24 protein-coding genes are annotated in these 26,165 nt (G+C 68.4%); 5 read left to right on the plus strand and 19 right to left on the minus strand.

The genetic code is table 11. The annotated features are described in order from the left end of the window. Nucleotides 1–51 precede the first annotated feature (51 nt). On the plus strand, nt 52–873 hold the full coding sequence (locus tag HUS23_05885; GenBank protein QKT03365.1) for a universal stress protein: 822 nt from the start codon (nt 52–54) through the stop codon (nt 871–873). Nucleotides 874–995: 122 nt separating this feature from the next. Here HUS23_05885 and HUS23_05890 read toward each other — a convergent pair whose 3' ends face one another. Next, nucleotides 996–1,985, minus strand: coding sequence for a TIGR00341 family protein (locus tag HUS23_05890; protein QKT03366.1), 990 nt, complete (start codon nt 1,983–1,985; stop codon nt 996–998). 277 nt (nt 1,986–2,262) lie between these two features. Between HUS23_05890 and HUS23_05895 the strand changes: the two genes are divergently transcribed. Next, nucleotides 2,263–2,691, plus strand: a complete 429-nt coding sequence (locus tag HUS23_05895; GenBank protein QKT03367.1) for a glutaredoxin — start codon at nt 2,263–2,265, stop codon at nt 2,689–2,691. 61 nt (nt 2,692–2,752) lie between these two features. Here the strand turns inward: HUS23_05895 and HUS23_05900 are convergent, their stop codons facing one another. The 5 genes from HUS23_05900 to HUS23_05920 all read right to left on the minus strand — a co-directional run bounded on the left by HUS23_05900 (nt 2,753) and on the right by HUS23_05920 (nt 9,167). Continuing rightward, nucleotides 2,753–3,364, minus strand: coding sequence for a class I SAM-dependent methyltransferase (locus HUS23_05900; protein ID QKT03368.1), 612 nt, complete (start codon nt 3,362–3,364; stop codon nt 2,753–2,755). A 140-nt stretch (nt 3,365–3,504) separates the two neighbouring features. Further along, complete coding sequence (locus HUS23_05905) at nt 3,505–5,592, minus strand: transporter substrate-binding domain-containing protein (protein QKT03369.1); 2,088 nt, start codon at nt 5,590–5,592, stop codon at nt 3,505–3,507. Nucleotides 5,593–5,665: 73 nt separating this feature from the next. After that, nucleotides 5,666–6,427, minus strand: a complete 762-nt coding sequence (locus HUS23_05910; GenBank protein ID QKT03370.1) for a DUF2726 domain-containing protein — start codon at nt 6,425–6,427, stop codon at nt 5,666–5,668. Between the two features lie 150 nt (nt 6,428–6,577). Continuing rightward, nucleotides 6,578–7,402 carry an LEA type 2 family protein gene (locus HUS23_05915; protein QKT03371.1) on the minus strand — a complete coding sequence of 275 codons (825 nt, stop codon included), beginning with the start codon at nt 7,400–7,402 and terminating at the stop codon, nt 6,578–6,580. Nucleotides 7,403–7,463: 61 nt separating this feature from the next. Beyond that, nucleotides 7,464–9,167, minus strand: coding sequence for a phosphatidylserine/phosphatidylglycerophosphate/cardiolipin synthase family protein (locus HUS23_05920; GenBank protein QKT03372.1), 1,704 nt, complete (start codon nt 9,165–9,167; stop codon nt 7,464–7,466). 272 nt (nt 9,168–9,439) lie between these two features. On the opposite strand from HUS23_05920, the gene HUS23_05925 reads away from it, so the two are divergent. After that, nucleotides 9,440–9,895, plus strand: a complete 456-nt coding sequence (locus tag HUS23_05925) for a redoxin domain-containing protein (protein QKT03373.1) — start codon at nt 9,440–9,442, stop codon at nt 9,893–9,895. Between the two features lie 88 nt (nt 9,896–9,983). On the opposite strand, the gene HUS23_05930 is transcribed toward HUS23_05925, so the two are convergent. From HUS23_05930 to HUS23_05945, 4 genes are all read right to left on the minus strand, one after another. Further along, nucleotides 9,984–10,361: a hypothetical protein gene (locus HUS23_05930; protein ID QKT04995.1), complete on the minus strand. Its 378-nt coding sequence runs from the start codon at nt 10,359–10,361 to the stop codon at nt 9,984–9,986. Between the two features lie 215 nt (nt 10,362–10,576). Next, a complete protein-coding gene (locus HUS23_05935; GenBank protein ID QKT03374.1) occupies nt 10,577–12,667 on the minus strand; it encodes a catalase in 2,091 nt (696 codons plus the stop codon). A 116-nt stretch (nt 12,668–12,783) separates the two neighbouring features. Beyond that, the gene (locus HUS23_05940) at nt 12,784–14,487 is read right to left on the minus strand and encodes a Na/Pi cotransporter family protein (GenBank protein ID QKT03375.1); all 1,704 of its coding nucleotides are present in this window, start codon (nt 14,485–14,487) and stop codon (nt 12,784–12,786) included. A 64-nt stretch (nt 14,488–14,551) separates the two neighbouring features. Beyond that, the gene (locus HUS23_05945; protein QKT03376.1) at nt 14,552–15,070 is read right to left on the minus strand and encodes a hypothetical protein; all 519 of its coding nucleotides are present in this window, start codon (nt 15,068–15,070) and stop codon (nt 14,552–14,554) included. Nucleotides 15,071–15,666: 596 nt separating this feature from the next. On the opposite strand from HUS23_05945, the gene HUS23_05950 reads away from it, so the two are divergent. Beyond that, nucleotides 15,667–15,951 (plus strand): GreA/GreB family elongation factor, encoded by a 285-nt coding sequence (locus tag HUS23_05950; protein ID QKT03377.1) that lies wholly within the window; start codon nt 15,667–15,669, stop codon nt 15,949–15,951. A gap of 265 nt (nt 15,952–16,216) precedes the next feature. Here HUS23_05950 and HUS23_05955 read toward each other — a convergent pair whose 3' ends face one another. The 6 genes from HUS23_05955 to HUS23_05980 all read right to left on the minus strand — a co-directional run bounded on the left by HUS23_05955 (nt 16,217) and on the right by HUS23_05980 (nt 21,590). Next, complete coding sequence (locus HUS23_05955) at nt 16,217–16,663, minus strand: hypothetical protein (GenBank protein ID QKT03378.1); 447 nt, start codon at nt 16,661–16,663, stop codon at nt 16,217–16,219. A gap of 389 nt (nt 16,664–17,052) precedes the next feature. Beyond that, nucleotides 17,053–17,601, minus strand: a complete 549-nt coding sequence (locus HUS23_05960) for a DUF421 domain-containing protein (GenBank protein QKT03379.1) — start codon at nt 17,599–17,601, stop codon at nt 17,053–17,055. 201 nt (nt 17,602–17,802) lie between these two features. Beyond that, entirely contained in the window at nt 17,803–18,288 is a 486-nt protein-coding gene (locus HUS23_05965) for a DUF456 domain-containing protein (protein ID QKT03380.1), read from the minus strand. 111 nt (nt 18,289–18,399) lie between these two features. Continuing rightward, the gene (locus tag HUS23_05970) at nt 18,400–19,203 is read right to left on the minus strand and encodes an ABC transporter permease (GenBank protein ID QKT03381.1); all 804 of its coding nucleotides are present in this window, start codon (nt 19,201–19,203) and stop codon (nt 18,400–18,402) included. Next, complete coding sequence (locus HUS23_05975) at nt 19,200–20,153, minus strand: ATP-binding cassette domain-containing protein (GenBank protein ID QKT03382.1); 954 nt, start codon at nt 20,151–20,153, stop codon at nt 19,200–19,202. Before HUS23_05975 ends, HUS23_05970 begins: the two co-directional genes overlap by 4 nt. A gap of 39 nt (nt 20,154–20,192) precedes the next feature. Then, nucleotides 20,193–21,590, minus strand: a complete 1,398-nt coding sequence (locus tag HUS23_05980) for a Fic family protein (protein ID QKT03383.1) — start codon at nt 21,588–21,590, stop codon at nt 20,193–20,195. A 736-nt stretch (nt 21,591–22,326) separates the two neighbouring features. On the opposite strand from HUS23_05980, the gene HUS23_05985 reads away from it, so the two are divergent. Beyond that, nucleotides 22,327–22,962, plus strand: coding sequence for a hypothetical protein (locus HUS23_05985; protein QKT02341.1), 636 nt, complete (start codon nt 22,327–22,329; stop codon nt 22,960–22,962). Between the two features lie 909 nt (nt 22,963–23,871). Here HUS23_05985 and HUS23_05990 read toward each other — a convergent pair. The 3 genes from HUS23_05990 to HUS23_06000 all read right to left on the minus strand — a co-directional run bounded on the left by HUS23_05990 (nt 23,872) and on the right by HUS23_06000 (nt 26,140). Continuing rightward, nucleotides 23,872–24,312, minus strand: a complete 441-nt coding sequence (locus HUS23_05990; protein ID QKT03384.1) for a hypothetical protein — start codon at nt 24,310–24,312, stop codon at nt 23,872–23,874. 357 nt (nt 24,313–24,669) lie between these two features. Next, nucleotides 24,670–25,647, minus strand: coding sequence for a transposase (locus HUS23_05995; GenBank protein QKT03385.1), 978 nt, complete (start codon nt 25,645–25,647; stop codon nt 24,670–24,672). A 70-nt stretch (nt 25,648–25,717) separates the two neighbouring features. Continuing rightward, entirely contained in the window at nt 25,718–26,140 is a 423-nt protein-coding gene (locus tag HUS23_06000; protein QKT03386.1) for an IS3 family transposase, read from the minus strand. Between the last annotated feature and the right edge of the window lie 25 nt (nt 26,141–26,165).

The raw sequence follows: 26,165 nt of genomic DNA on the forward strand, positions 1-26,165 counted from the left end.
CGCCCACGCGGATCCGCACACCCCGGGCGTTGGATGATGCGGGAGTAAGACATGCTCGAGCATATTCTGGTGGCGGCCGATTTCTCCCCTGCCTGGCCACGACTTCAGGCCCAGGTGCATCGGCTGCGGGTACTCGGATGCCGCGCGGTGACCCTCGTCCACGTGATGCCCACCGGCTACGCCCGTGCGCCGGGTGTGGGCCATCGCGCGCATTACGAAGCACAACTCCAGCAGGCGACCGCGACACTGCGCCCGCTCGGGTTGACGGTGGACACCGAGGTACGCGTCGGCGCCGTCGCCCAGGAGCTCCTCAGCGCGGCGCGCGCGCACGGCTGCGGCGTCATCATGGTCGGCACGCGCGGCCACAGCACCCTGCGCGATCTGTTGCTCGGCAGCACCGTGCTGGATCTCGCCCGCCTCACCGACCGCCCGCTGCTGCTGGCACCGACCGACGCCGACGCGCACCTGCCGCCCGAACCGGTGTGCCGGCCGCTGCTCGCCACCGACGCCTCCCTCGCTGCCGCGGCCGCCGAAGCGGCGTTTCTGCACCTTGCGCCGCAGTGCAGCAGGGGCATGGTGGTGTCCGTCGGCCGCTGGGACGAGCGCGAGGAAAAGGGCGAACGCTTGCGGGTCGAGCAGCACTTGGCTGCCTTGGGGCGGCGGGCGGGAGCGCCGGGATTCGACATCCGACTCCCCGGGCAAGGCAGGCCGGCCGCGGAGATCGCCCGCGCCGCCGAGGAGAGCGGCGCCGACATCGTCATCGTAGGCAAACGCGGCGCCAATCCCATGAAGGAACTGCTGCTCGGCAGCACGGCCGAAGAAGTGTGCCGCACCGCGCGCCGGCTGGTGCTATTGGTGCCGGGCGGGGCTTGACCCCGCACCTCGCCGAGTGGACGGCATCGACACGGCGGAACACCACTGCTCGATCCGACCGAGTATTGCCAGTGGGCGCGGCCCGGCCGCTGATGGGCGGTTAACGTGCGGGCGCGCCGCCTTCACCAGGCCCCCGTGTTCACGCCGAAGCGATGGCGCAGCACGATGGCCCCAAGCAGCACCAGCAGGCTGATGAGCCAGAACGCGCCGTAGATCAGCATCGATTGGCGCGCCTTGCGCTGCGCGAGCCAAGTGCGCGGGCGCACGCCCTTGAACAGGAACACCACCTTCGCGGCCAGGTTCACGCACACGATGTTGACCGCCAGCAGCAGCCCCGCGCTCAGCGCGAAGTCCCAGCGCCCCGCGCCCAGCATCATGCCCAAGGTCGCGGCCGGCGGCATCAGTGCCACGGCGACCATCACGCCCACCAGCGCGGTGGACAGGCCGGTGGTGAGCGACAACACCGCGGCGGCCCCCGAGGCCAGGGCGAGGATGATGCTGTCCAGGCCCACCACGGTGCGCGCCATCAACTCGGCGGAGGTGTAATCGAGTTCCCAGAACAGGCCGATCAGCACCGACAAGCCCACCGCGAGCCCGAGGCCCGCGAAGTTGGTCCGCAAGGAGCGCACCACCAGTTGCGTATCACCCAGCGAGGTACCGAGGGCGAGGCCGAGGTTCGGCCCGAGGAGCGGCGCGATCACCATGGCGCCCACCACAATCGCCACGCTGTCCTCCAGCAGTCCGACGCTGGCCACGATGGTGGAGAGGAACACCAACAGCAGAAAGTTGAGGTCCAGCCGCGCGCCGCGCTCGATGTCGCTATAGAGCTCTTCGCGCGTGGTGCCCGCCGGCGCCGGCTTCTCGCCCGCCTTGGGGGCCGGCAGCGTCGCCTCCACCGGCAGGATCACGATGCGCGCATCGGCCGCGCCCAGGATGCTCTGCAGGGCATCGATCACGTTCTGACGCGCGTCGGGGGCCACCAGCATGCGCACCGCCACACGACCGTCCTCTCCCGCGGGCCCCGCCCACGCATCCACCGCCTCGTGCTGCTGCGCGATGCCGAGCAGCGTGTCGACATGTCCCGCGTCCGCCACCACCTCGATGATCTTCACCGGCGCCTCTTCTTGTTATGTCTCCCGTGCACGCATCCTGGCGGCCGCGGCCACACGGCGCAAGCGGGGCGGGCGCGGCCGCGCGGGCCAACTCGCTCCCAGGCTCACGCGCCGGACACGCGGGCGGGCCCTGACACCGGCCGCCGCGGCTTGCTAAGCTAGCGCGCTTTGGCAGGCGCCGGCCCATTCGGCGCGCCCTGCCGCACAGGATGTGCCGCAGTCTGAGCGATCCAGGATGGACGCGGCCAGACCTACCTTGAAACCAACCAGGTCCGCCATGAGAACCCTGATTCGATTCTTCTTCCGGGGCGTACGCCTCGCGCTCGCGCCCGTGATGGTGCTGTACGACCTCGTCAAGGCGCCCACGCCCATCGAGCGGCCCGCGGCCGAGCAGCAGCGCGTGGACGAGGCGACGCGCGCCCTGAAGCTGTACCAGTTCCGCACCTGCCCTTTCTGCATCAAGACGCGCCACGCCATCCGGCGTCTGGCGCTGAACATCGAGCTGCGCGACGCACAGCACGACCCGGTCAGTCGCGAGGAGTTGCTGCGCGGCGGCGGTCAGGTGAAGGTGCCCTGCCTGCGCATCGCCGAGGCGGACGGCGCCGTGCGCTGGATGTACGAGTCGTCCGAAATCAATGCCTATCTCGAGCGCCGTTTCGGCCCCGAGTCCGCGCACGCAGCGCCATCCAGAAACGCGGCGCCATGATCGCGGCCGCAGGCCGCTAATCATGTCCAGGCTGGATTGATCCGACCTCCCAACGCACCGGCTACGCCCGCCGCAGGCGGTACCACTGCTCGTCCGGCCGCATGATCGACTGCAGCAGGCGCGGTAGTCGGAAGTGCGAGGGCTCCACGTGGGTGATCCGCCAGCCCGGGAAGGCGGCCAGGATCTCGCTGCGGTCGGCACCGCGGATCAAGGGCCGGCGCCGGCGCGGCCATACCAGCAACAGCACCGAGGCGTCGGGCGCGGCCACTGCGCTCACCTCACGCCCCATCGCCCGGCGCGCGGCATCGGGCAGGTCGTGGAAGGTGCCGGTGTCGAGCACCAGCCGGTAGTGGCTGCCCACGCCCGCCTGCCGCAGCGCCGTGACGTCGCCCTGGATCAGCCGCATGGGCACACCGGCCTGTTCCACCCGCACGTGGGCGCGGCGCAAGGCCTTCTCCACGATGTCCACGCCGGTCACGTCCCAGCCCCGGCGGGCGAGCTCGATCCCCCAGATCCCGCTGCCGGTGCCAAGATCCAGCGCGCGTCCAAAAGGCGGGCGGCGACCCTGCTCCTCGCGCGCGAACAGCGCCTGGGCGGTGTGCACGAAGGGTTCATCTTCGACGGCGTCCTCCCAAGGATGGAAGCCGACAGCGTAGGCGAAGGTCCAGTTCATGGCAGCGTCCTCGCGTACAAGAAACTCACGCCCGGGCGATACCGCGAGCGCCCTGGGATAACATCGGAAAGTTTAGGCAAGTGGCGGGGTTGAAGCGGCTGCGGCGGGCGCCGCCACGCGCCCGCCGACAGTCGCAGCGACTACTGCTCGGTGAGGCGCGCGTAGGCCTCGAAGCGATCGCGGATGTGGCGCACGTAGTTGACCGGTTCCTGGCCGCGCACGTAGCCGTGCGCCGCGTGGCGGTGATACTCGCGTTGCGCGAGCAGCAGCATGGCGTGCTCGACGTTGTCGAACCACTGGTCCGAGGCCCAGCCCTTTTGCGCGGCCAGCCGACGCGCGTCGCGCACGTGACCGATACCGGCGTTGTAGGCCGCCAGCGCGAACCAGGTACGGTCGGCCATGTTCAGTTCCGGCTCGAAGCGGCGCATCAGCCAGTCCATGTACTGCACGCCGGCGTGGATGCCGGAGTCCGGGTCGTGCAGATCGTCGAAGCCGAGTTCGCGGCCGGTGCGCGGCAGCACCTGCATCAGCCCCAGCGCGCCGGCCCAGGAACGGGCCGCCGGATCGAAGCGGCTCTCCTGATACATCTGCGCCACCACCAAACGCCAGTCGAAGCCGTAGCGCTCGGCGTAGCGGCGCACGAGCTCGTCGTACGGCGAGAGCGCGGCGGCCGAGGCGCCGTCCACCCGCTCGCCGACGTGCGCCTGGATGGTCCGGTCGTTGCCGAAGTACTTGGCGCGCGTCAGGTTGTAGAACACGCCGCGGTACTCGCGCCGCAAAAACCCGTTCACCGCCTCCACCAGTTGCGGGTTGTCGGCGCGCATCAGCCATCCGTGCGCGCCCTCCTCGGTCAACGCAAAGGCCGCGCGGATGTCGTCGCGGTAGGTCTGCTCGATCTCGACGATGTGGCTGTCGGCCACCGTCAGGTCGTATTCGCCGCGCCCGACCCGATCGATGATCTGCTCGGTCTCCAGGTCCTCCGCCGCGGCCACCAGTTCGAAGGCGTAACCCGCCTCGCGCAGCGCGCTCAGGGTGCGCCAATAGCTGCTGTTGCGGCGCACCACGACCGTGCGCCCGGCGAGGTCGTCGGCGGACTGGATACCGAGGTCATCGGCGCGCGTCACCAGCAATTCGGTGACGCGATGGTAGGGGCGCGAGAACACCATGCCCTCGCCGCCCCCCTCGGCGCTGATGGTGAGCGAGGCCGCGGCGAGGTCGGCGTGGCCGTCGCGCACCCAATCGCGCAGCGCGGCATGGCTCGGCGGCACCACCACCGCCAGGCGCAGGCCGCGGCTGTCGGCGAAGCGCTTGGCCAGTTCGTATTCGAAACCCATCAACTCGCCGCGGAACAGAAAGTAGTTGGCGGCGTTGTTGCGCGTGGCTACGCGCAGCACCCCGCGCGCGGCGATGCCGTCGAGGTCGTCGGTATGGATCTCGTTCGGCGTGCTCAGCAATTGATGGCTGCTGAGGAAGCGGTTCACGCTCGCCAGCAGCTGCGGGGCGTCGCGCCGTACCGCCCAGCCCACCGGCCGCACGTCGGGCAGCGTGAGCGCGACGTGCAGGTCCTCGCGGCCCGGCAGCAGCGCCAGGGCGGTGTTGCTGTCCAGCACCGCGAGCTCGTAGCTGCCGTTGGCCACGCCGTCGAGCAGCGCCTCGTCCGAGCCACCCTCGGCGGTCACGATCTCGAACGGCTCCTGAAAGCGCTCGGCGTGGATGCGCTGCAGGGTCTCCTGGAAACTGCTGTCGCCGAACGCGGCCACACGCTGCCCGCGCAAATCGCGCGGCGACTCGAGCCGCACGTCCGTGCGCCCGATCACCACCTCGCGCACGAAGGCGATCGGCGCGGAGAACGCGAAGCGCGCCATGCGTGTCTCGGTGATGGTCAGGTTGGCCGCGGCGAGATCGCCTCGCCCCGCTTCGAGCGCCGCGAACAGCTCGGTGAGGGAGTCGACCAGCACCCACTCGATGGCGCGGCCCTCGCCGGCGGCGTACTCGCCCAACAGTTCGCGTTCCGCCGCATCCGGCAGACCGCTGCGCGGCAGAAAGTCCGGGCCGTCGAGCTGGCGCAGGGTGATGACGCGCAGCGGCGTCTGCTGCGCCGTTGCCCGCTCACGCTCCGCGGCGGACTCCTCCGAGCTGCAGCCGGTCTGCGACAAGGCCGCTACCGCCAACAGGGCCGCGGGTGTGCACAGGTAGGCCAGCCGCCGGAAAAAGTCGCGTGTTGTCATGTCCGCCCCCCCCGGGTACTTGTTTGGGCGCACTATATCCGCTGCGCGGCGCCGGGGTACAGCCGGGCGCCGCTCAGGCGGTGGCGCCCTCGGCGCGCACCGGCACCGCGGTACGGCAGTCCGGGAATGCGGCGCAGGCCCAGAACTCGCGCCCCGCGTGTGGCCCCGACACCGCGCGCCGACGGCGCATCCCGCCGCCGCACTTGGGGCACGGCGGCGCTGCCTCGGCCGCGCCCGCGACCAGCGGCCCGATGGTCGGCTCCACGCGGCCCGGCGGCGGGTCCGGCTCCACCTCCCCCTCGTCGAACACCGGCTCGCGGCGAACCGCGGGCGGCGGCGCGACGGTGGTCGCCCGCAGCACCGCGTCGCGCAGCGCCTCGACGGAATAGCTGCGGGTGGCCGGGATGCGCAGCAGGGGAAGCGCGGCGTCGCGGCACGCGTGCTCGAGAAAGGCATCGCGTCGGCGCCGCGCCGCGCCCCGGTGGGAGCGGTCGTCGAGCTCGATGGCGCACAACGGCACGATCTCGTCGGGAGTGCAGAGCAGGAAGTCGAAATGCTTGGCCGAGATGCGATTGAAGGCGCGCAGGTGCGCGGCGCGATCGCGCGCCATCACCTCGAGCACGTCGGCCACGCGCACCTTGCCGAGGATGCGGTAGTCGCTGCCGACGGCCTGTTCCAGCACGCCGAGAAAGGAGCGTTCGGCGGGGCTGAACAGCGCGCCGCGGCGGATGTAATCCGACTGCCCCTCGCCGGACGGGCGCCAGCGCCGCGCGAGCAAGGCGTACAGAATGGCCGCAACGGCCAGGAAAGCCAGGAACAAGATCGCGGCGTTCATCCGCCCTCCTGCAAACCACCGCGCGCGCCTCGGCCCGGCTGCCGCCGAACCGCGCCGCGGTGGAAGGTTCGGGCCCGTTTCGGGTCCCTTGTTCTTCTTCAGCCCTGATCGGGCTGTGGTATCAGAGGCGGCTCCGCAGACGCCGGAGGCCTATCGACGGGTTAACGGCACCTCGCCGTTCCAACTGTAGGGTACGACCACCTCCCCGGTGGGGCCGGGGATGCGCACGTTGCCGGCCACCGCCACCGGCAGGGCCCGCGCCTGACGCAACAGCTGCGTCAGCTCGCCGAGCTGGCTGTAGTCGAGCCACACGCGCAGCTGCACCATGCCCGCCTCGTTCTGCGCGATGTCGAGCGGCTGGCTACTCTCGCCGCGCGCGAGCGACGCGCCGGCCAACTGCAGATCGTAGTTGAAGCCGTTCAGGCGAAGTGGGAACTGGTTGGCGTTCTTCACCTGCACGCCGAGCGCGAGTTGCGCGCCCGCCAGACCCAGGGCCTCCACCTGCAGGCTGCGCACCGACACCTCCGGCAGGCGCGGCACGGGCAGCGTGCCCGATTGGCTGTAGGGCACCTTGAACGGGCCCAGCTGCGCCTCGCCGCTCAGCCGGTAACTCACCCGATCCTCCCGGCCCAGCGCGCGCAGCGAGTCGAGCATCTCCGCGTAGTTCAAGGTGATCGGCAGCGTCAGACGCGAGGTGTCGTTGGCACCGACGTGCAGGCGCTGGTCATGCGAGCCGCTGATAAAGGGCCGATCCTGCAGCTCGAGTTGGTAGCTGAGCGTCCGCAACGAGACCCCGAGCCGGTTGGGGTTGTGCACGTCGAAATCGAACGCAACCTGCGCCTGCGCCAGCGACATGGACACCACACGCACGTCGCGCAGTTCCACCTGCGGGTCTTGCACGTACTCCTGCACGGCCGCACAGCCGCCGAGCGCCAGCAGGCCCGCGGCCGCCGCCCATCGCATCCATCCGTTCATTGAGAATCCTCGAAGTGCACAGCGCCGGATTATGGCACGGGCAGCGCCGCCGAGCGGCCGCCTAGTCGGCGGCGGCCTCCTGGCGCGCCAGCGGACCCGGCCCCGGCCCGCTCAGGTAGAACGGCAGATTCCCCGGCATCGTCTGCACGGCGCGCAGCATCGCCCGGTAGCGCCCGACCGCCGGCGGTGCCTCGACGTGCTCGTCGGACCCCGCGGCGATCAGCACCCGCCCACGGGCGTCGCGCTGCGGGGTGCCGTCGGGGTGGCGCGCAATGCGGTACTCGCGCACATTGCCCCCCTCGCCCGCGAGCAGCGCGCGCCGCGCGCCGATCACCAACGCCGACAGCTCGCGCGACCACACCGCGGCGATCAATTCGCTGTTGAGCGCCATGCTGATCGGGTCGAGGTTGTAGGTACCCACCAGCAGCAGCTCGCCGTCGATCACCGCGAGCTTGCCGTGCACGTTGCGCCGGTCGCCCGCCACGTACAGGCGCAGCGTCGGCACCCGCGCGAGCAACTCCGGCCAGCGCTCCAGGAACAGCGCCTGCGTCAACGGCAGATCGGTGGAGGTCGGACCGTTGGTATAGAGCACGATGCGTACGCCCCGTTCCGCCGCCTCGGCCAGCACCTCCACGGCCCGATCCGGCAGGATCAGGTAGGGGCTTTGGATGAAGACATCCTGCTGCGCGGCGCCCACGAGACGCGCGAGGTCGCGGTTCACCGGGTCGTCGCCCTGTAGCAGGCGCGTCCCGCTGTCGAGCAGGCGCACCTCGGCGCGGGTCACGCCGGTCGGCGGCAGCGCCGCCGCCCCGCGCAGCGTGGGCATCGCCTCGAGTTCCTTCAGCCAGGGCAGGCCCAGGCGCTCGATCTCCGCCCGCACCGCCGCTGGCAGCGGCGCGTCGTGCAGCCAGGCGTCCATCGCCAGGTAGGCCAGCCGCAGCGCGGGGCCGTCGTCGTGATCGGCGAGCTGGCGGCGCACCACACCCCGCGACTCCGGGGCCTCGTAACGCGCCTCGAACACGCGCCGCAGGGAAGCGGCGGTATCCCTGCCCGACAGGCGTACATCCGTGTCACGGAACGTCAGCGGGTTGTCCTGCGGCGGGGCGAAGTACTCGTCGGAGATGTTGCGCCCGCCGGTCAGCCCGTGCAGGTCGTCGGCGAGCAAGAGCTTGGCGTGCTCCCCCGCCGCCAGCGCCGCCGGATTCAGGGTCAGGAACATGTCCAGCATGCGGGTGCGCAGCGGGCGGTACATGCGCGCCTCGAGGTTGGGCGTGTCGGCCAGCGCATCCAAGTAGCCGTTGAAGCCGCGGATACCCGACATGCGTACGCCCATGCCATCGAGCATGACGCGCACCTGCACGCCCTGCTGCGCTTTGTGCTGCAAGTGGCCCAGGAACGCCGCGCCGAACACGTCGGGCTTCAGAATGAAATAGTTGACGTCCAGGCGCCGCTCCGCCGAGGCGATCAGGCGCCAGCGCGCCACCCACGCCTCCACGTTGCCCTCCAGCAGCCGCAACTCGGGCGTGCCGTTGCCCGCCGCCTGCAGCGTCTCGTACACCTCGCGCAGCGTCGCACCGGGGGCCGGCTCCGGGCTGGCCGCCGGGGGTTGGTGGGGCGAAATCTGCACCTCCAAGAACGCGCGCCCCAGCGCCCAGCTCACCACCAACAGGCCAAGCATCACCGTCAAGCCGATCAGCAGGTAGCGACCGACAGAGCTCCGGCGCCGCGCCGCGGCGTGGCGTGCAGTGGACGATGGCTGCGACATGGTGCTTAACGTGTAGCCCAGATTGAACATTTCGGCAGTGGGCGCGGGGTGGTTCGTCCGTTCGGCGCCGACGGTCTGTCCGGTAGCGGCGGCCCAAGTGACGGACTGGGGGGGGCCTGTTTGGCGAGCCGGCCGCATGCCCGTCGCGGCCATCGCTCCGTGGTTGGGAGCTTTGCCGCCGCGTTTGGAGCCGATCAGCCCTGCGCGCCACTCGCTACGCTTAATGGAACGCGGCCGCGCGCCGCCCTGTGATCGACATGGAGGTATGCGCCATGAACCGCCCCGAGTTGGGTGCCATCGTGCCGAACTTCCGGCTGCTCCCCGCGATACGCGCCCAGCGATCGTGCTCGCTGCTCGATTACCGCCAGATCAAACCCGTGGTGCTGGTGCTGTGCGGCCGGGAGTGCGGAGCGTTGCTGGACGGCTTCGCGCGGCATTACGCGGAGTACCGCGAGGCGGGCGCGGAGGTGCTCGCCGTGGTGCAGAAGCCGCCCCAGGGGATGCCGCCGCCGTTTCCGCTCGTGCGTGACGCGGACGGGCAGGTGACCGCGCGGCTGGCTGAGCGCACACCCACGGTCCTCCTGCTCGACAGCTACGGCGAGCTGCAGGCGCGCCACGAGGGGCCGTGGCCGGACGGGCCGAACCACCGCGACTTGGTGCACCACATCATCCGCCTGGAGATGCAGTGCCCCGAGTGCGGCGCGCCGGCCTGGGCGCAGTTCCAGTAGGCGGGCCATCTCGGACACCCCGTCGGCTGCGCATCCGCCGCGTCGCGCCGTCCCGCCCGCACCAACCGGTGCCGGCAAGGCAAGCCGGTCAGCGGCCGCCGCCCCCTTGACCACCCGCGCCGCCACCGCCGCCCATGCCGCGACCGGGCCCCATGCCCCCGCCCGGTCCCATCCCGCCGCGCGGGCGATCCGCGGGCGGCGCATCGGGCAGCGTCTTGCCAAGCGCCTTGGCGCGCTCTTGCATTTGCTGGTGGTGCTCCTGGCGAATCGCCGCGCGCTCCTGCTCGGTGCGCGCGGCGCGCATGCGCTCCTGATACGCGGCGCGCTCCCGGGGCGTCATCAACTCGGCGCCGTAGATACGATCCTGGGCCTGCACCTGCGTTTGCGCCCGCTCCGTGGCCTGCGCCAGCAGGTCGTCGGCGGCCGGGGGTGAGGCGTGCAGAGTCGCCGTGAGGCCAAGGCACATCACGCCGGTAAGTACGAAGAACTTTCTCATTCTGATTTCCCTCCGGGGGAGGACTGGACGTGCCAACGACAGTCCCCGGAGCCGCACGGCACGCTTGGCGGGTTCTTCTTCAACTGTAGAAGGTGACGCGCACCCGCGCGCGACCGCGCCGCATGGGACCGGCATGGGACTGAACGTGCCGACGGGACGCGCCGCGCGCCCCGTCCGCCCCGGCGTCAGGTCTGGTCGATCGACGCCTCGCGCTCCCAGTGGCGCACCGCGCGGCAGGCCTCGATGAAGCTGGTCGCGGCCGCCTCGTCGCTGAGCTCCATACAGCCCGCGTCGAGCAGCCCGGCGATGCCGGCGCTCTCGAACAAGTGCTTGGCGCTGGCGGTGTAGGCGATGAACTTGCAGTGCGCGAAGGCGTCGTTGACGAAGTCGCGGGAGGTGGCGTCCTTGGCCAGGGTCTTGGCGCCTTCCGCCGACAGCAACACCGCCACCGCGTCATACAGCACCGAGGGGCCGCCGCCGATCTTCTGGTCGGCCTTGATCCGGGCGCCCTTGCTGTCCTTGACCCCGGCGACGGTCGGCGCCACCACTTCGAGCAGCGCGCCCTCGGTCTCGACCGCCTTGGCGAGCGCGGCGTAGAGCGCCGCGTCCGCGCCGTCGCTCATCAGCACGCCCACCTTGCGGCCCGCGAAGGACTGGGGGCCGTTCTTCAGGATGCTGAGCTTGGGCGAGGCGGGCAGATCGGTGCGCGGCTTGCGCGCGGCCTCGGCGGGGTCCGGCATCGCCTCCAGCCCGAGGCCCACGCCCACCTTCTTGGCCAAGCCCTCGTCGACGTTGCGCAGGTGCGAGACCATGCGCGTGCGGATGTCCTCGCGCTCGACCTTGCTCAGCTCGAACACGAAGGCGTCGCCGATGTGCTTCTGCTCGACGGGCGTCTGGCTGATGTAGAACTGGCGCGCCTGGCTGTAATGGTCAGCGAAGGTCTCCGAGCGCGCGCGCAGCTTCTCGCCGGCCACGGGCGCGGGAAAGCTGGTGAAGCCCTGCGCGGGGTTCTCGCGCGGCCCCGCCTCGGCGCCCCAGCTGTTGGGCTCGTAGTTGGCGCGCCCCGTAGGATTGTGCATCGCCATGTGCCCGTCCTGCTGGAAGTGGTGCATCGGGCACTTGGGCGCGTTGATCGGCAGATGCGTGAAGTTCGGGCTGCCCAGGCGCTTCAACTGCGTGTCGAGGTAGGAGAAGTTGCGCCCCTGCAGCAGCGGGTCGTCGGAATAGTCGATGCCGGGCACGATGTTCTGCGTGCAGAAGGCCACCTGTTCGGTCTCGGCAAAGAAGTTGTCCACCACGCGGTCGAGCACCAGGCGCGCGACCACGCGCACCGGCACCTGCTCCTCGGGAATGATCTTGGTCGGGTCCAGCACGTCGAATTCGAAGCGCTCGGCGAACGCCTCGTCGAACACCTGTAGACCGAGCTCCCATTCCGGGTAGTCGCCCTTGGTGATCGCATCCCATAGGTCGCGGCGATGAAAGTCCGGATCGGCGCCGCTGATCTTGAGCGCCTCGTTCCACATCACCGACTGCAGGCCCTGCTTGGGCTTCCAGTGGAACTTCACGAAGGTCGACTTGCCCTGCGCGTTGACCATGCGGAAGGTGTGCACCCCGAAGCCTTCCATGAAGCGGAACGAGCGCGGGATGGCGCGGTCCGACATCGTCCACATGAGCATGTGCGTGCTCTCGGGCGTCAGCGACACGAAGTCCCAAAAGTTATCATGCGCGGTCTGCGCCTGCGGGAAGCCGCGATCGGGCTCGTCCTTGGCGGCGTGAATGAGGTCGGGAAACTTGATCGCGTCCTGGATGAAGAACACCGGGATGTTGTTTCCCACGATGTCCCAGTTGCCCTCCTGGGTGTAGAGCTTCACCGCGAAGCCGCGCACGTCGCGCGCGAGATCGGTCGAGCCCTTGTTGCCCGCCACCGTGGAGAAGCGCACGAACGCGGGCGTGCGCTCGCCCTTGCGCTGGAAGAGGTGCGCGCGGGTGATGTCGGAGAGCTCCTCCAGCGTCTCCAGATAGCCGTGCACCCCGAAGCCGCGCGCGTGCACCACCCGCTCGGGGATGCGCTCGTGGTCGAAGTGGAACAGCTTCTCGCGGAGGACCTGGTCCTCCATCAGCGTGGGACCGCGCAGGCCCACGCGCAGCGAGTTCTGATCGTCGCTGATCGGCGCGCCTTGCTGGGTGGTCAGCGTGGGCGAGTCGCCCCCCGCCGGTTGATGAAGCTCGCCGCCCTTACCGGCCGACGCGTCCTTGGTGGTGTAACGTTCCGCCATCGCGATCTCCTTATCTGCGAGGGGTGAGCATCGAGGGTCGATGCGGGGTGCCGGGCGAGCCGGCACCCCACAGGTCTAGAACACGTCCAAGGCGGGCACAAGCTTGACCCGGCCAGTCAGGGCCCGTGCTCCACTGGCAGGCCCGCGCGCGGCGCCGCCCGATCCCCCAGTTCCCGCTGCGGCACGGCGGCCGCCGGCGCGTCACCCTCCTGACTCGCCAACGGATGGGCGACCGCGGCCAAGTGCCCGTTGATCCGCTTGAGGTCGCGGATGACGTCGAGATAGACGGCGCTGTTCTCGATCGACTCCGCCTCGCCGGCGCGCAGCCGCTCGAAGTGGGCCTGCACCGCCGCCTGCTCCAACGCACGCAACATGCCCTTCTCGTCGAGCAAGCGACGCGCGAGTAGCGGGTCGCGGGACAGCAGCACGTTGAGCGAGAGCTGCAGGTTCTCGCCGACCCGCGCGTGGATCGCCTTGAGTTGCGCGAGCCCCTCGGGCGAGAAGCGGTAGCCGTGGCGCGCCTTCTTGGCGGCGATCTCCATCAGGTTCTTCTCGATGATGTCGCCCACGTGCTCCAGGTTCACCGTATAGCGGATGATCTCCATGCAACGCCGGCTCTCGTCCAGCGTCATGTGGGTACGCGAGAGTTGAATCAGATAGTGCTTGATCGCCTCGTGCAGACGGTCCACCTCGTCGTCGTCCGCGCCCACCTGCTTCAGCAGATCGGTGTCGTCGTGCTCGAGGACCTGAATGCTGCGCTGCAGCATGTGGTCGACCAGATCGCCGAGGCGCAGGCATTCGCGGGCGGCGCAGGCCAGCGCCTCCGAAGGCGTGTCCAGCGCCGCCGCATCGAGGTGCTGAGGTGCCGCCGGATCGGGCGTCACGGGCGCGTCGGGCAACAGCCGCGCGGTCGCCCGCGCGACCCGGTCCGTGAACGGCAGGAACAGCGCCGCCACCATCAGGTTGAAGGCCAAGTGCGCATGCACCGGCGCGCGCCCGGGCGAGGGATCCAGCGCCAGCAGCCACTCCGTCGCCGCCGGGATCAGCGGCAACAGCGCGAGGGCGCCCGCGCCGCGCATGAGCAGGTTGCCGAGCGGCACCCGGCGCGCCGACGCCGGGGCGCCGGCCTGCAGCGTGTAGGGTGCAATCGCGCCCCCCACGTTCACGCCCAGCACCAACACCAGCGCGAGCGCGGGCGGCAACGCGCCCGACGCGGCCAAGGCCGCGACCAGCAACACCATCGCCAGACTCGAGTGGGCGAGCCAGGTCAGCATGGCCGCGAACAGCACTGCCAGCAGCGGTTCGCCCTCGAGGGCTGCGAGCAGCACGCCGAAGCCCTGGGCGTCGCGCAGCGGCGCGGACGCCGCGGTGATCGAGCCCAGCGCGAGCAGCATCAGCCCAACGCCGATGACGATGCGCCCGATGTTGCGCGCTCGGTCGGCGCGCGCGGTCATGAAGGTGATCACACCGACCGCGACCGCGAGCGGCGCCAACCCGCGCAGATCCAAGGCGAACACCTGCGCGACCAGCGCCGAGCCGATGTCCGCGCCCAGCATCACCGACAGCGCGACGCCGCCGCCGAGCATGCCGCGGGCAACCAGCGGCGAGACGATCAACGCCGTCGCCGCGCTGCTCTGCAGGGCCGCGGTCACACCCAGGCCGGTGCCCGCGGCCGCGAAGCGGTTTCCCGTGCACGCCGCGAGCACTTGGCGCAGCCGCGCCCCGAAGGCACGCATCATGCCGGTACGCACCATCCGCACGCCCCACACCAGCAGCGCGACGCCGCCGATGAAGTTCACCAACAATCCGGTACCGCTCATTGATTCGACTCCTAGTCACGGCGTCTGGCGGACGCCTACGCCCTCGCCTCAGCGGCGCCGCCGGTCAAGCGGCGTCGCCGCCCGGGCCCGGCGGCGGCGCGAAGTACCCGAGCAACGTGGTCTGCGTCTTGGCGGTGCCGTCGGTCAGCAGGTCGAGCTGGTCGCGCAGGCCGATAATGCGCGCGGCGGGCGCGTCGCCGACAAAACGCCATTCGCGGCGCCCGCTGTCGTACACCCCGACGCTCACACCGCGCGCGCGCAGCAGCGCCTGCGCGCGGGTACCGAAGGCACTCGGCACCGTCACCACCACGTTCATCACCGGCTCCAGCGGCATGGGGTCCCATCGGTAGCGGGCGCGCACCTCGCCCACCTTCAGGTCATCGCCGTACACCCTCCACAGCTGCGCACCGGCCTCGGCAAGCACATCCTCGTTATCGGCCAGCAGCTCCAATCCATGACCGTCGCAGAGCCAGTCCAGTGAAGCCGAGCGCTGCAAGTGACGCGCCGCGGCACGCGCGAAGCGCAACTGAAAGACCTCGGAGCGGCTCGCCATGCGTTGCGCAAAAGGCAAGTAACGTTCCATACCCGAACCTCCTCTGAAGCGGGACCCGGTGAAACGAACAACGTGAGGTTTGCAGAAGAACGGGATGCGCGCACCGCGCATCCCGTGACTAGCGGGTGGGAAGGCGGGGGCGAACAATGAAAAGGCGACGCTTGGCCATGACGGATCGCGAACTCCAACGACGAACGGGCACCACCTCGGCGCCCGTTTCCAAGATTGAGACATACCGCGTTGGAAAAAGCAAACCAGCAGCTGCGCGCGTGCCAGGCCGGCTTGCCTTTTATTTTTTAACGGGTATGGTCTGAGGCGTACGCAGTTCCCATACGGCAGCCATAGCGAGCCCTATCGCCATGTTGCAGATCCAATCCAGCCCCACGCCACGCAGCACCCTCACCTTTCCGGTTTAAGCCGGGCGGCGCGCCGTCGCCCCCGGCCTGCTCGCTGTTTCCAGCACCGTTTTTTTCCGAAGCACGTACTTCACCAGACATGGAGGCGTCGCAGTGGCACGCACGCATGTTGTGTCTCTGTTACACCCGGGGGGTGATTGCATTCCTGCACCGGCGCCGAAATCGGCGCGTACACCCAAGCGCGCCGAGGTCCGCCAGGCGCTCAACCAAGTGGAGCGAGCCTACCGCGCCAAGCGTGGATCGCTGCCCCGCCGCGTGCGCCTCGGCTGCCGCGTCACGCTCCTCGAGCGCGAGAGCATGGAGCAGATTGCGCTGGTGGTCACCCGGCCTGCCGACAGCGACCCCGAGCGGGGCCGCATCTCCTGCTTGTCGCCGCTCGGTCGCGGGCTGATCGGCGCCGAGCCGGGCGATGTGGTCGATGTCGCCCTGAATAACCTGAGCAGCCGGTTCTACGTGCTCCACGTCGACCCGGCCCCGGACAAGGAGGCGCTATGAGCGAACGTCGCTGTTGACGGAAACCGTGAACGTACAGCCGGGAGCCGCCCGGCATCGGACGAACGATCGAAATGGGAGTGCCCCGCATGAGTAAGGAAAAGGCGAAGAAGGTGGCCCAGAAGTCGCTCAAGGAAAAGCGACGGGATAAAAAGGGCAAGCGGAGCAAGGACGCGTAACTTCGGCGGGCGCGATGCGCCCCGCTTATCATTTCCGAGAGGCCGAGGGCGTCGGTCGGCGACGAGTCTCGCCGCCACCCGCCGCGGCGCTACCGATCCGCGCCGGGCACGCTCATGCCCAGCGCCCCACGGGGCAGCGTATAGGGATCGATCAGGTCGAACGCGCCGCTCGCATGCTCCACCAACAGCGACGTCACGCCGACCGTCTGTGCATCGGTGCTCTGCACGACCAGCATACCGTTCGCCGCCAGTCCGAAGTCGGCAACCGGGCGCTGAACGACACCGCGCGGCAACCCCCGCACCTCCACGCAGGCCCCCTCCCCGGGCCCCTGCAGGCTGCAGACCTCATAGTTTCCTTCGTCCGAGAGGGTCGAGATGATCAAGGTGCTGGCATAACCTTCCACTAGCACGGCAGGGTAGAAGTCGAAGCTGGCGTCCGTGATGACGCTGCGCTCGACCTGGCTCTCGGCTGGGGCTTGAGCCGGGACGCCGAGGGCGAGCGCTGCCAGCGTCAGCCCGACCAGTGTGCTCGACAACGCGCGCATGACGTTTCCTCCTTAGGAAGGGCCGTGGGCGACGCACGTATCTAGCCGGAGCGGCCGCCCGCGGCGAGGGGGTGTGGTCCTACACGATGGCTGGTTCGGCCTTGGGATTGGGGCCCGCGGCGCAGCGAGCGATCCCGCTACACGCCTCCCCAGCGGCCTCCGAGACGGAGGACAACCGTCATCGTAAGGATGCCCATGAGAAAGCATAGCGACACGAGGTGCAGCAACCACGTCTCGCTCGCCGCCCGTGTAGCGGGTGAAGGGTTGGCGGGCCGAGCGACCACGCCGGTCTCTCCCGCACAAAGGGGCGCGCTGGCCGGTGTCGCGGATTAGTGCCTACACGCCAAGCCTGCCCCCGCTGCCACAGGGCTGCCTGCGCTTCAAGGCGGCTCGGTATCCGCCGCCCCAGGCGAGGACACGCCGTGCAGGCTCGAGCGTGCACGCACGGCGGTGGGCGCGCCGCGCACCACGCTGAACGAGCCGTCGGTTTCCAACACCACCGCCTCCACCTCGCCCAGATCCACCGCGCCCGCCGAACGCACCGCCGCGCGCAATTCATCGACCGACACCCGCGCCGCCCGCAGCGCGGTCGGCAACAGCTCGCCGCGGTACAGCAACAGCGCCGGCTCCCCCGTGACCACGCGGCGCACCCATCTCGCGCGGACACTCGCCCACGCCACCGCGTATTGCAGTCCGATGAGCAGCGCGAGAGCGAGCGTACCCTGCGCCAGGGTGACGTCCTGGTTGAGCAGGATCGTGGCCAGGGTCGAACCGAGCGCCACCGTCACCACGAAGTCGAAGGCGTTCATCTTCGACAGCGTCCGGCGGCCCGATACGCGCAGCAAAGCGATCAGGGTCACGTAGGCCAGCACCCCGACCACCGCCGTGCGCAGCAGCTGCGTCCAGCCGTCGAAAACGAGCGCGTCCATTAACTCCAACCGCGCGTGCTGCCCGCGCTTGTGCCGTCGATCTCCCGCATGGCCAGCCCCCGGCCGCTGTGCTACCGGAAGCCTAGTCGAACGATGCCGGCGCCGTCTGCGCGCGAACACACCGCCAGCCTCGCCCGCCCGCTGAACCGCAATGGCGTGCGGGCGACAGGGTGCCCGCTCGGGGCTGAAACGCGTCTGGTGCTAGAGAAATCGCACGACCAAGAATACGCCGATCATCACGAAGCCCAGTGCGAGCTTCACGGCCGCGCCGATGGCCATGCCGAGCCAAGCGCCGACACCGGCGCGGCCGGCCGAGCCGATCGGCCGGCGCATGGACAGCTCGCCGATCACCGCGCCGACGAAGGGGCCGATCAGTACGCCCGGCAGTCCGAAGAACAGCCCAACCAGCGCGCCCACCGCCGCGCCCATCATGGCGCGCCCCGAGGCCCCGAAGTGGCGCGCGCCGTACGCCGTCGCGGCGAGATCCACCAGGTACATCAGTACCGCGAGGATCCCGAGGGCGATGAGCGTGCCCGCCCCCACGTGCGCGAAGTCCTCGGCCCATGCGGCGAACAACAAGCCGACGAACAACAGCGGCGGTCCGGGCAGCGCCGGCAAGATCAATCCCGCCAGGCCCGCGAAGACCAGCAGAACGGCGAACACCCACATCAAAACGGTCGCTTCCATGGAGGGGCATTCTAGCCGCAGGGGCTTGGTGGTGCGTCAGCAGCGAACAGCCGGGGCACGAACGCCGTCAGGATGGATGGCGACGAAGGGGCCACCGCGCCGCCGCCGGCGCTAGCCGCGCGCCAGACGCCGATTCAGCGCCCACAAGGAAAGCGGCGCGAACACCGCCATCACCGCGAGCGCCCACAGCAGCGACCAGAGGGCGGGCTCCAGGACCGACCCGCCCAGCAGCAGGCCGCGCGCGGCATCGGCGAGGTGCGAGACCGGGTTGTGCTCGACCACTACGCGCAGCCAGGGCGGCAGGGTCTCCACCGGCACAAAAACATTGCTGACGAAGGTCACCGGAAACAGCACGGTGAAGCCGAAGATCTGCACGTGCTCGGGCTCGCGCGCCATCACGCCCACCAGGATCATGGTCCAGGAGAAGGCGAGCGCCGCGACCAGCAGCAGCGCGCTCATCAACAGCACGCCGGCGAACGGTGCCTCGAGTCGGAAGCCGAGCAGGAACCCCACCGCGAGCAGCAGCAGTATCGACCAGCCCTGCTTCACCATATCGGCCAGGATGCGGCCGGCCAGCGGCGCCCAGCGCGCGATGGGCAGCGCGCGCAGGCGGTCGAACACGCCCTTGGTGAGATCGGCATTGAGTCCGTAGCCGACGTAGACGGTGACGAACATCATGTTCATCACGATCAGGCCCGGCAGCATGAACTGTAGGTAGTCCGCGGGCGAGCCCGCGATGGCGCCGCCGAACACGAACAGGAACAGCAGCAGGAACAGAATCGGCTGGATGCTGAAATCCGCCAGCTCCATCGGATTGTGGCGGATCTGCAGCAGCGTGCGCCAGGCTAGGGTGAAGGTCTGCTGCAGCGCGCGGCCCAGGCCGACCCGCGGCGTAAGCTCCTGCGGGCCCCTCATGCCTCCCGCTCCTCTTCGTGCTCCCGGCGCTGCCCCGTGATGGCGAGAAACACATCATCCAGGCTGGCGCTGCGCAGCATGAGCTCCTCGACCACGATGCCCGCCGAATCGAGCCGGCGCACCAGTGCGGGCAGCTGATCGGACGCGCTCATCGGCACGCTGAGCCGCAGGCCGCCTACCTCGGGCGCCACGCCGGTCACCTCGTGCATCGCGGCCGCGATGGGCGCGACGTCCGCCTCGCGCGCCGCGCGCACCACCAGCGCCCGCGCGCCGACACGCGCCTTCAGCTCACTCGGCGTACCCGCGGCGATTACCCGCCCGCGGTCGATCACCATCACGTCGTCCGCCAGCGTATCGGCCTCCTCCAGGTACTGGGTGGTCAGCAGCACCGTGGTGCCCTGCCCCACCAGCTCCCGGATCAGGCTCCACAGTTCCAGCCGCGCGCGCGGGTCTAGCCCGGTGGTCGGCTCGTCGAGGAACAGAATCGCCGGCCGGCTCACCAGACTGGCGGCCAGATCGAGCCGCCGGCGCATGCCGCCCGAGTAGAGGCCCACCGCCCGGTTGGCCGCCTCCTCCAGGCGAAACTCGGCCAGCAGGTCCGCGGCCCTCCGCCGCGCCGCGCCATGCGAGTAGCCGAGCAGGCGCGCGAACAGCAGCAGATTCTCCCGCCCCGTCAGCTTCTCGTCGACCGAAGCATACTGCCCGGTCAGCCCGACCAGCTGCCGCACCTGGTGGGCCTGCTTGCAGACGTCGTAGCCCGCCACCTCCGCATAGCCGCCATCGGGGCGGATCAGCGTCGCGAGGATACGCACGATGGTGGTCTTGCCCGCCCCGTTCGGCCCCAGCAAGCCGAGGATCGCCCCGCGCCGAACCTCGAGGTCCACGCCATCGAGCGCAGTGACGTTCCCGTAGCGCTTGACTAGCCTCTCCGTGCGAATTGCGTGACTCATCGCTCTCGCGGCTCCATGTCGAATTCGTTCATCGAACTGTCAGCGCCAGCTTTCCCGCCAAGCCCGGTACTCGACCGGCCGCAGCCGGTAGCGCGCAATGTTTCCTTCATGGAGGCTCATGATCTCGGTCTCCACGACTTCGACGAATCGTGTTTGGTCCACTGCCGGCACCTGCTCTGTTGCGCTTTGCCGCACTCGTGCAGCCGCGCGCTTTCTGTCCATCCCGCTCCGGACCACGGCGGCGACTATCTCCGCAATCAGCGCGCGGTAACGCAGGCGGAAAGGATCGGGCTCACCCAGGGACTGGCGGACCGCCGAGTAGCGGGCGCTGGAGCGCTCGTACGCCCATACGAAGACGTCGCGCAACAGCTCGACGCGATTCAGCTCATAGATTCCCAGCACGCCTTCGACATAGGCACGCTCCGGGACATCCACGAAAGATAGTGGACAGAGGTTTCCGCGTATCAGCGGGATATTCGCCGCTAGGCGAGATACGCGTTTGTTGACGTCCTCGAAGGCCTGTAAGTAGGCGAGGTGCACCAGGGCGAAGAAGGCCTGCTCGAACGGATCGACTATCGCCGCCGCGGTCTCCAGAATAATCCCAAAGCATTCTTCGATGAGCTGCGGCACCTCCAGCGGATGGTAGACCGTGCCACCGACACCCACCGGAATGTGCCGCAAGCGACCGCCGGCCTGCGGGTCGGCAAGCAGGTTTTCCGCAAGCAAGGCGTGCAGGTTCAGGATGGTGTATGGATTGAAACCGATCTCGTCAACCTGGTCCACGAGTAGCTCGATGGCCGCCTTGTGGTTCAGGATCATCTGCGCTTCCAGCGCGTCCTTGCCTTCGGCGGGCTCCCCCAGATCCAGCAGACGCTCGGTTTCCAACAGTGAGTAGGTATTACCCTCCAAGCGGCTGGAGTTCCAGGACAGGTCAATGAGCAGGCGGCTGTAGATTGTGCGCGCATAGGTTCCCGCCGGGCGCTCACCACCCGGCGGGCGACCTATCATCAGCAAGCGCTGGCGCGTTTCTGCTGGCAAATAGTAGGTAACGTTGGGCTGGTAATCATCCAGAAAGTCGCGCCGGTAGCCGACCGGTTTCCGGCTCTGTATGGGCGCGCGCACCGCCTGCCTGATGTCCTCCCCCTCGGGAGAGAGAGGAACGTAAAGCTCGCCCCGCGCCTCAACCGTTGCTTTGCCCACGATCAGATTTGCTGCGCCGGTAATGGCGACAGGCGCGCAATAGCGCCGGCCCTTGCCCTCGCCTTCCGCGATCAGCCGCTGCTTATCGACCAACAGGGCGAGGCGACGCTGCAGCGTGCGTCTCTCCAGTTCGGCGGGCAGAGCCTCGAGGATGGCACTGACCGGCATGCCCTCTGGCTGTGCAGCTACAACCGCGACGATGGCATCGAGCTCTTTTTCCGGGATTCGCTTCGGCATGGGGCGGATTATATGTCACGAAAAGCCATATTCGCGACATATTAAGAGCTCTTTTGTCGCGCATTTATCGTTTTGACGCAAAAGAGGATCTGTCGCGAATACCCGGCCAACCCCGCAGCTTGCCCACCACGCAGGGCGCCGCCGCCGTGACGAGCAAGACGATGGGCCAGATGATGCCTCCCCGGAACGTGTACGCCTCTAACAGCACAGGCCAGGACTTGCCCTGCGTGAGGCCGAACGAGAAATCGAACACCAGTGTGAGGGCCAGCCAGCCAACGCCCACCGCGACAAGCTCGCCGGCCCGGCGGGAACCTACGCAGGGGAGGAGTACGTAAGCCACCGCCAGTATGAGCGCCTCCAGCGCGCTGCCGTCAATGGATTCCCTGCACTCTATTGGCGATATACGTCGCCTTCTGCAAGCAATCCCAGTCAAAAGCCGTGAGCAAGTGCGGACACGTCGCGATGCCCGTTTACATCTGTGCCCTTGGCGTGAATGATCCACCCGCAATCATCAACGCGAGAATTGGATGTGGACATGCAACAAGCCCAACGGACCTTAGCGCCTATGGCAGCGGCACTCCTACTCGTGAGTCCGTGTCTTTGGGCGAACGCACCTAGCGATGTGCGGGCAACCCCCGCTGAACCCCAGATCCATCATCAATGGGCCACCACCGCACGACTGAGCGAAACCACAGTTAGTATCCAGCATCTAGGTACCGCCACTTACGGAACTCGCGTGGTCGTCGACGAACAAGCCTTGGTTCCAGATGGCTGGCTCGTTGAACAGCAGACAGTTGGCAGGGGGAAGAAGTCTATCATCCACATCGCTGCCAAGAATCACGTATGCGCAAAGCTAGCAGAGAACACGAGTCACACGGGACATGCGCGCGCGGGCGAGCGCACCACCGGCAAATCACCTGGAGATGAGCCCCTTCATCCGCTTCTAACTCGATGCGCCGGCGCCAATCTACCGCCCGATCCGGGTCCGGCTGGCAAAGCAACCCTTGTCGGCATCGACAGTGACGGCAGTGGCGTACGGGATGATGTCCAGCGCTACATTCTGCTCGAGCATACGGACAAGCTGGAGCTCATTCCGCCATTGATGCTTCATGCGGCAACGATCCAGGAAGCTTTCCAGGCGTTCGAGCTCGGCGATCCGCCACCAGCCGGATATGTAGAGATCGTCACCGCTAATGTGCGCTGCGTCGCTTATCTATCGAGTGACGGCGTCGAACGCTTACTCCGGCTCACCGACCTCATTATGAACACGCCACAGAGGTGGGCCGCCAAGCTCTCAGTTGACAAACAGGCAGTCGGCGGAACGAGCATCCCCGTTCGCGGCAACGGCGTAAGCGACTGTTCGCACATCTGACCAAGATTCGAGACGCGACATGAAACCACTACGCCAATGGATTGCCCACCGGGCTAGTCGGACTTTACGTCGGATCCAGCGCCGCATCATGCCCCGAGAACGGGTCGCAGCTGGATATCGGTTACATCAATGGAATGCTGACTAGCCTGGAACGCGCACAGAGCAATGCAGAGGCCTGTCCCCGATTGTTTTTGCGTTCGGCCGACTGCTCACAGCAGTTGGGCGCGTCGGAACGCTCGAAAACCGGGGTCTGTCCCCGATTGTTTGCGGGGTCTGTCCCCGATTGTTGCACGCATTCCCTCGCCTTGACCACTTCCAGGGGGGTGCATCCGGCACACGTCACACGCAGCGACGCGAGCTGCGAGGGCCGCTCGTGCTCAGCGCGGCAGGCTGTCTCAGCGCCGTCCGCCGCAAAAGGCCACGCTGCAGCGTGCGACGAGCCGCCAACCGCTCTACCACGCTAAGGACCTACGCCCGGCTGGCTCACGTCCAGTTCGTCCAGGGGTAGCGTAGTGGGATCGAGCGAGGCGAATCCGCCGCTTACGTGTTCCACCAGCGTAGAAGTCAACGGTCTCCTCGCTGATGCCGCTGCCTTCCGTATTTGGTGCCGGCACGCCGAGCAAAGACCCCCAATGTCAGTCCGACGAGTGTGCTTAACAACGCACGCATGCCGTTCCCTCCGTGGGAGCACGGGCCGTGGGCAGCGCGCAGTGTGACGCGGTCATCGCGCGGGAGCGGACGCCCGCAGCGTTCACATGCCATCCCACACGCCACGCCCTGCCGTTCCGGACGATCCTGCTGCTCTATCCGCCAGGCCACCCGAAAGGATAGGTCCGCGAGGTGCAGCAACCGCCCCGGGTATGCCCTGCCAGATCGTCCCTTACACTCGGATCCAGGCGACGCGCCGTGTTACGGACCGGGCGGTTCCCCGACAAACCCGGTGGTCACGCGCTCCGCTTCCCCGACAACAACATCCTCGCCGGAGACGCGTACGAACTTGAAGGACTGTCCGGCCGGCCCCAGATAAAGGTCGTTTATCGTCCCGTCGGCAACCTCCATGGAAGCGGAACAATTGCTCTCGATGCTGTAAGTCCCGCTCTGAGTGAGCTGCTCCCGTTCCACGGAGCGGCTAGCCAGGATCGCGAGGTTGCCGTCCCCATCAAAGGACATGATGCCGGCGGAGGCATACGGCTCCCCTGCCAGGGTGCCCATTGCGGAGTAGACATAGCTGCCGTCCAGGCTGGAAACGGAGCATTCTGTTGCTGTCTCGTCGGTGTCGGCGAAGGCCGCGCCGCCGGCGCCCACCGTAAGGCCACCGAAAGCCAAGGCAAACAAGGCCGTTCTGTTCATGTCGATGCGTCCTCTGCGTGGGTATCACATGGGCGGGACCGTCCCGAGCTGGTCCCGACCGACTGCCCGTTAAAACCGCACGACGGCCCGCACTTCCGGCTCTGCGCGCCTGAGGGAGCGATCCTGCTGCTCTATCTGCTGCGTAGTTCCGAGGCGGCCATCGCCGCGAGCCCATCCGAAAGGATAGCCGCGCGAGGTGCAGCAACCACACCCGGTCTGCCCTGCGTGATCATCGCGTACGCCCGGCGGATGCCATGCCGTGGTCATCCTGTACCAAGCGCCGGAGCTTGTCGTTCTCGTGGAGGGGCGCCACGCGCCGGCGCGGGGATCGGGCTACCTCTGCCGGCCCCTGCTCTTCTAGCCGCCGGTGGCGCCGGTCTCGAGATCGCGCCTGACCCGCTCCGCCACCTTGCGCAGGCCCGCGTCGTTCTGCAGCAGTCCGCGGATGCGGCGCACCGACGAGCCGGCACCCGCATAGCCGCTCAGGCCAAAGCGCTCGGCAATCTCCGCCAAGGTGAGGCCGCCGACCTCCTGACACAGGTACATCGCCAACGGGCGCGCCGGCGTGCGCACTGCGCGCCCACGGCGACCGACCCACACCTCCTGCTCGTCGACGCCCATGCGCCGGCACACGGCGGCCACGATCTCATCCACCGACGGACGCACCTGCGCCGCCCGCACCGCCGGCCGATCGGGGTCCGGCGCCTTGCCCGCCAGCACCCGCGCGCGAAACGCCTCGTCACCCAGGATGCCGCTGCCCGAGCGCTGCTCATAGTACGCCCGCAACGCCTCGTCCGTATCGCCCGCCACGAACGCCCGGTAGCGCCGCTGGCGATCCCGCGCGCCGATCGCCTTGAGCACGTCGTCGGTACGCAAACACGGCGGGCGCGGCTCCAGGCCTACATAGGCGCGGTAGCTCGACCAGGGGTAGTCGTCCAGATCGCGCACCATGCCCGCCTCCAGCGGATTGCGGTGGATGTAGCGCGAGAGCTCCAGCCAATGGGCATCCGCGTCCACCAGCACCGCCCTGTAGCGCCCCCGGAACAGCGCCCCGTCGCGCCGTTCCGCGCGATTGAAGAACTGGGTATACAGCCCGTTGACGTGCCGCATCACCCGCTGGAGATTCCCCTCCGGGGTGCGCAGCAACAGATGGTAGTGGTTGTCCATCAGGCAGTAGGCATGCCACTCCGCCCGATAGCGCTCCGCCGTCGCGGCGAGCAACTGAAGGAAATACTCCCGCTGCGCATCGGTCTTGAACACCCGCTTGCGCCCCGCCCCACGGTTCATCACGTGATACCACGCACCGGGATACTCGATTCGGAGAGGTCTGGCCATGGCGGGAGGCTACGAAGGAATGCTATGCAAAACGAGATTTGAGCTAACCCGGATTCCTCGGACAGGTTAATTAAGCATTTCGCCATTCGCCATCAACTTCCTCCGGCGTGCGATAGCCCAGAGTCTGGTGCAATCGCTGCCGGTTATAGTACACCTCGATGTAGTCGAAGATCGCGGCCTTGGCATAGTCCCGCGTCGGGAAGTCGCGGTGGTGCACGAGCTCGTTCTTTAGGCTCGAGAAGAAACTCTCCGCGACCGCATTGTCGTAAGCGCTCTTGCGACCACTCATGCTGGGAAGGGCGCCCGCTGCTTGTAAGCGATCCCGATACATAGCGGCGCTGTAGGTGGCTCCGCGGTCCGTGTGGTGGATGAGGCCCGGTGGGGGCGCCCGGTGCGCGAGCGCCATGTTCAACGCAGCTAGAGCGAGATCTTTGTCCGGACGCGTTCCCATCGCCCAGCCCACCACTTTGCGGGAGTAGAGGTCGAGCAGCACCGCGAGGTTGAGCCACCTCCCGGGT

Source organism: Ectothiorhodospiraceae bacterium 2226, assembly GCA_013348725.1.
Taxonomy (GTDB): domain Bacteria; phylum Pseudomonadota; class Gammaproteobacteria.

Coding starts and splice junctions, on each gene's coding strand:
- HUS23_05895 (QKT03367.1), top strand. CDS start 2,263: ATGAGAACCCTGATTCGATTCTTCTTCCGGGGCGTACGCCTCGCGCTC.
- HUS23_05995 (QKT03385.1), bottom strand. CDS start 25,647: ATGGCCAGACCTCTCCGAATCGAGTATCCCGGTGCGTGGTATCACGTG.
- HUS23_05965 (QKT03380.1), bottom strand. CDS start 18,288: ATGGAAGCGACCGTTTTGATGTGGGTGTTCGCCGTTCTGCTGGTCTTC.
- HUS23_05975 (QKT03382.1), bottom strand. CDS start 20,153: ATGAGTCACGCAATTCGCACGGAGAGGCTAGTCAAGCGCTACGGGAAC.
- HUS23_05970 (QKT03381.1), bottom strand. CDS start 19,203: ATGAGGGGCCCGCAGGAGCTTACGCCGCGGGTCGGCCTGGGCCGCGCG.
- HUS23_05900 (QKT03368.1), bottom strand. CDS start 3,364: ATGAACTGGACCTTCGCCTACGCTGTCGGCTTCCATCCTTGGGAGGAC.
- HUS23_05925 (QKT03373.1), top strand. CDS start 9,440: ATGAACCGCCCCGAGTTGGGTGCCATCGTGCCGAACTTCCGGCTGCTC.
- HUS23_05920 (QKT03372.1), bottom strand. CDS start 9,167: ATGTCGCAGCCATCGTCCACTGCACGCCACGCCGCGGCGCGGCGCCGG.
- HUS23_05910 (QKT03370.1), bottom strand. CDS start 6,427: ATGAACGCCGCGATCTTGTTCCTGGCTTTCCTGGCCGTTGCGGCCATT.
- HUS23_05960 (QKT03379.1), bottom strand. CDS start 17,601: ATGGACGCGCTCGTTTTCGACGGCTGGACGCAGCTGCTGCGCACGGCG.
- HUS23_05990 (QKT03384.1), bottom strand. CDS start 24,312: ATGAACAGAACGGCCTTGTTTGCCTTGGCTTTCGGTGGCCTTACGGTG.
- HUS23_05885 (QKT03365.1), top strand. CDS start 52: ATGCTCGAGCATATTCTGGTGGCGGCCGATTTCTCCCCTGCCTGGCCA.
- HUS23_05935 (QKT03374.1), bottom strand. CDS start 12,667: ATGGCGGAACGTTACACCACCAAGGACGCGTCGGCCGGTAAGGGCGGC.
- HUS23_05905 (QKT03369.1), bottom strand. CDS start 5,592: ATGACAACACGCGACTTTTTCCGGCGGCTGGCCTACCTGTGCACACCC.
- HUS23_05940 (QKT03375.1), bottom strand. CDS start 14,487: ATGAGCGGTACCGGATTGTTGGTGAACTTCATCGGCGGCGTCGCGCTG.
- HUS23_05930 (QKT04995.1), bottom strand. CDS start 10,361: ATGTGCCTTGGCCTCACGGCGACTCTGCACGCCTCACCCCCGGCCGCC.
- HUS23_05915 (QKT03371.1), bottom strand. CDS start 7,402: ATGAACGGATGGATGCGATGGGCGGCGGCCGCGGGCCTGCTGGCGCTC.
- HUS23_05945 (QKT03376.1), bottom strand. CDS start 15,070: ATGGAACGTTACTTGCCTTTTGCGCAACGCATGGCGAGCCGCTCCGAG.
- HUS23_05980 (QKT03383.1), bottom strand. CDS start 21,590: ATGCCGAAGCGAATCCCGGAAAAAGAGCTCGATGCCATCGTCGCGGTT.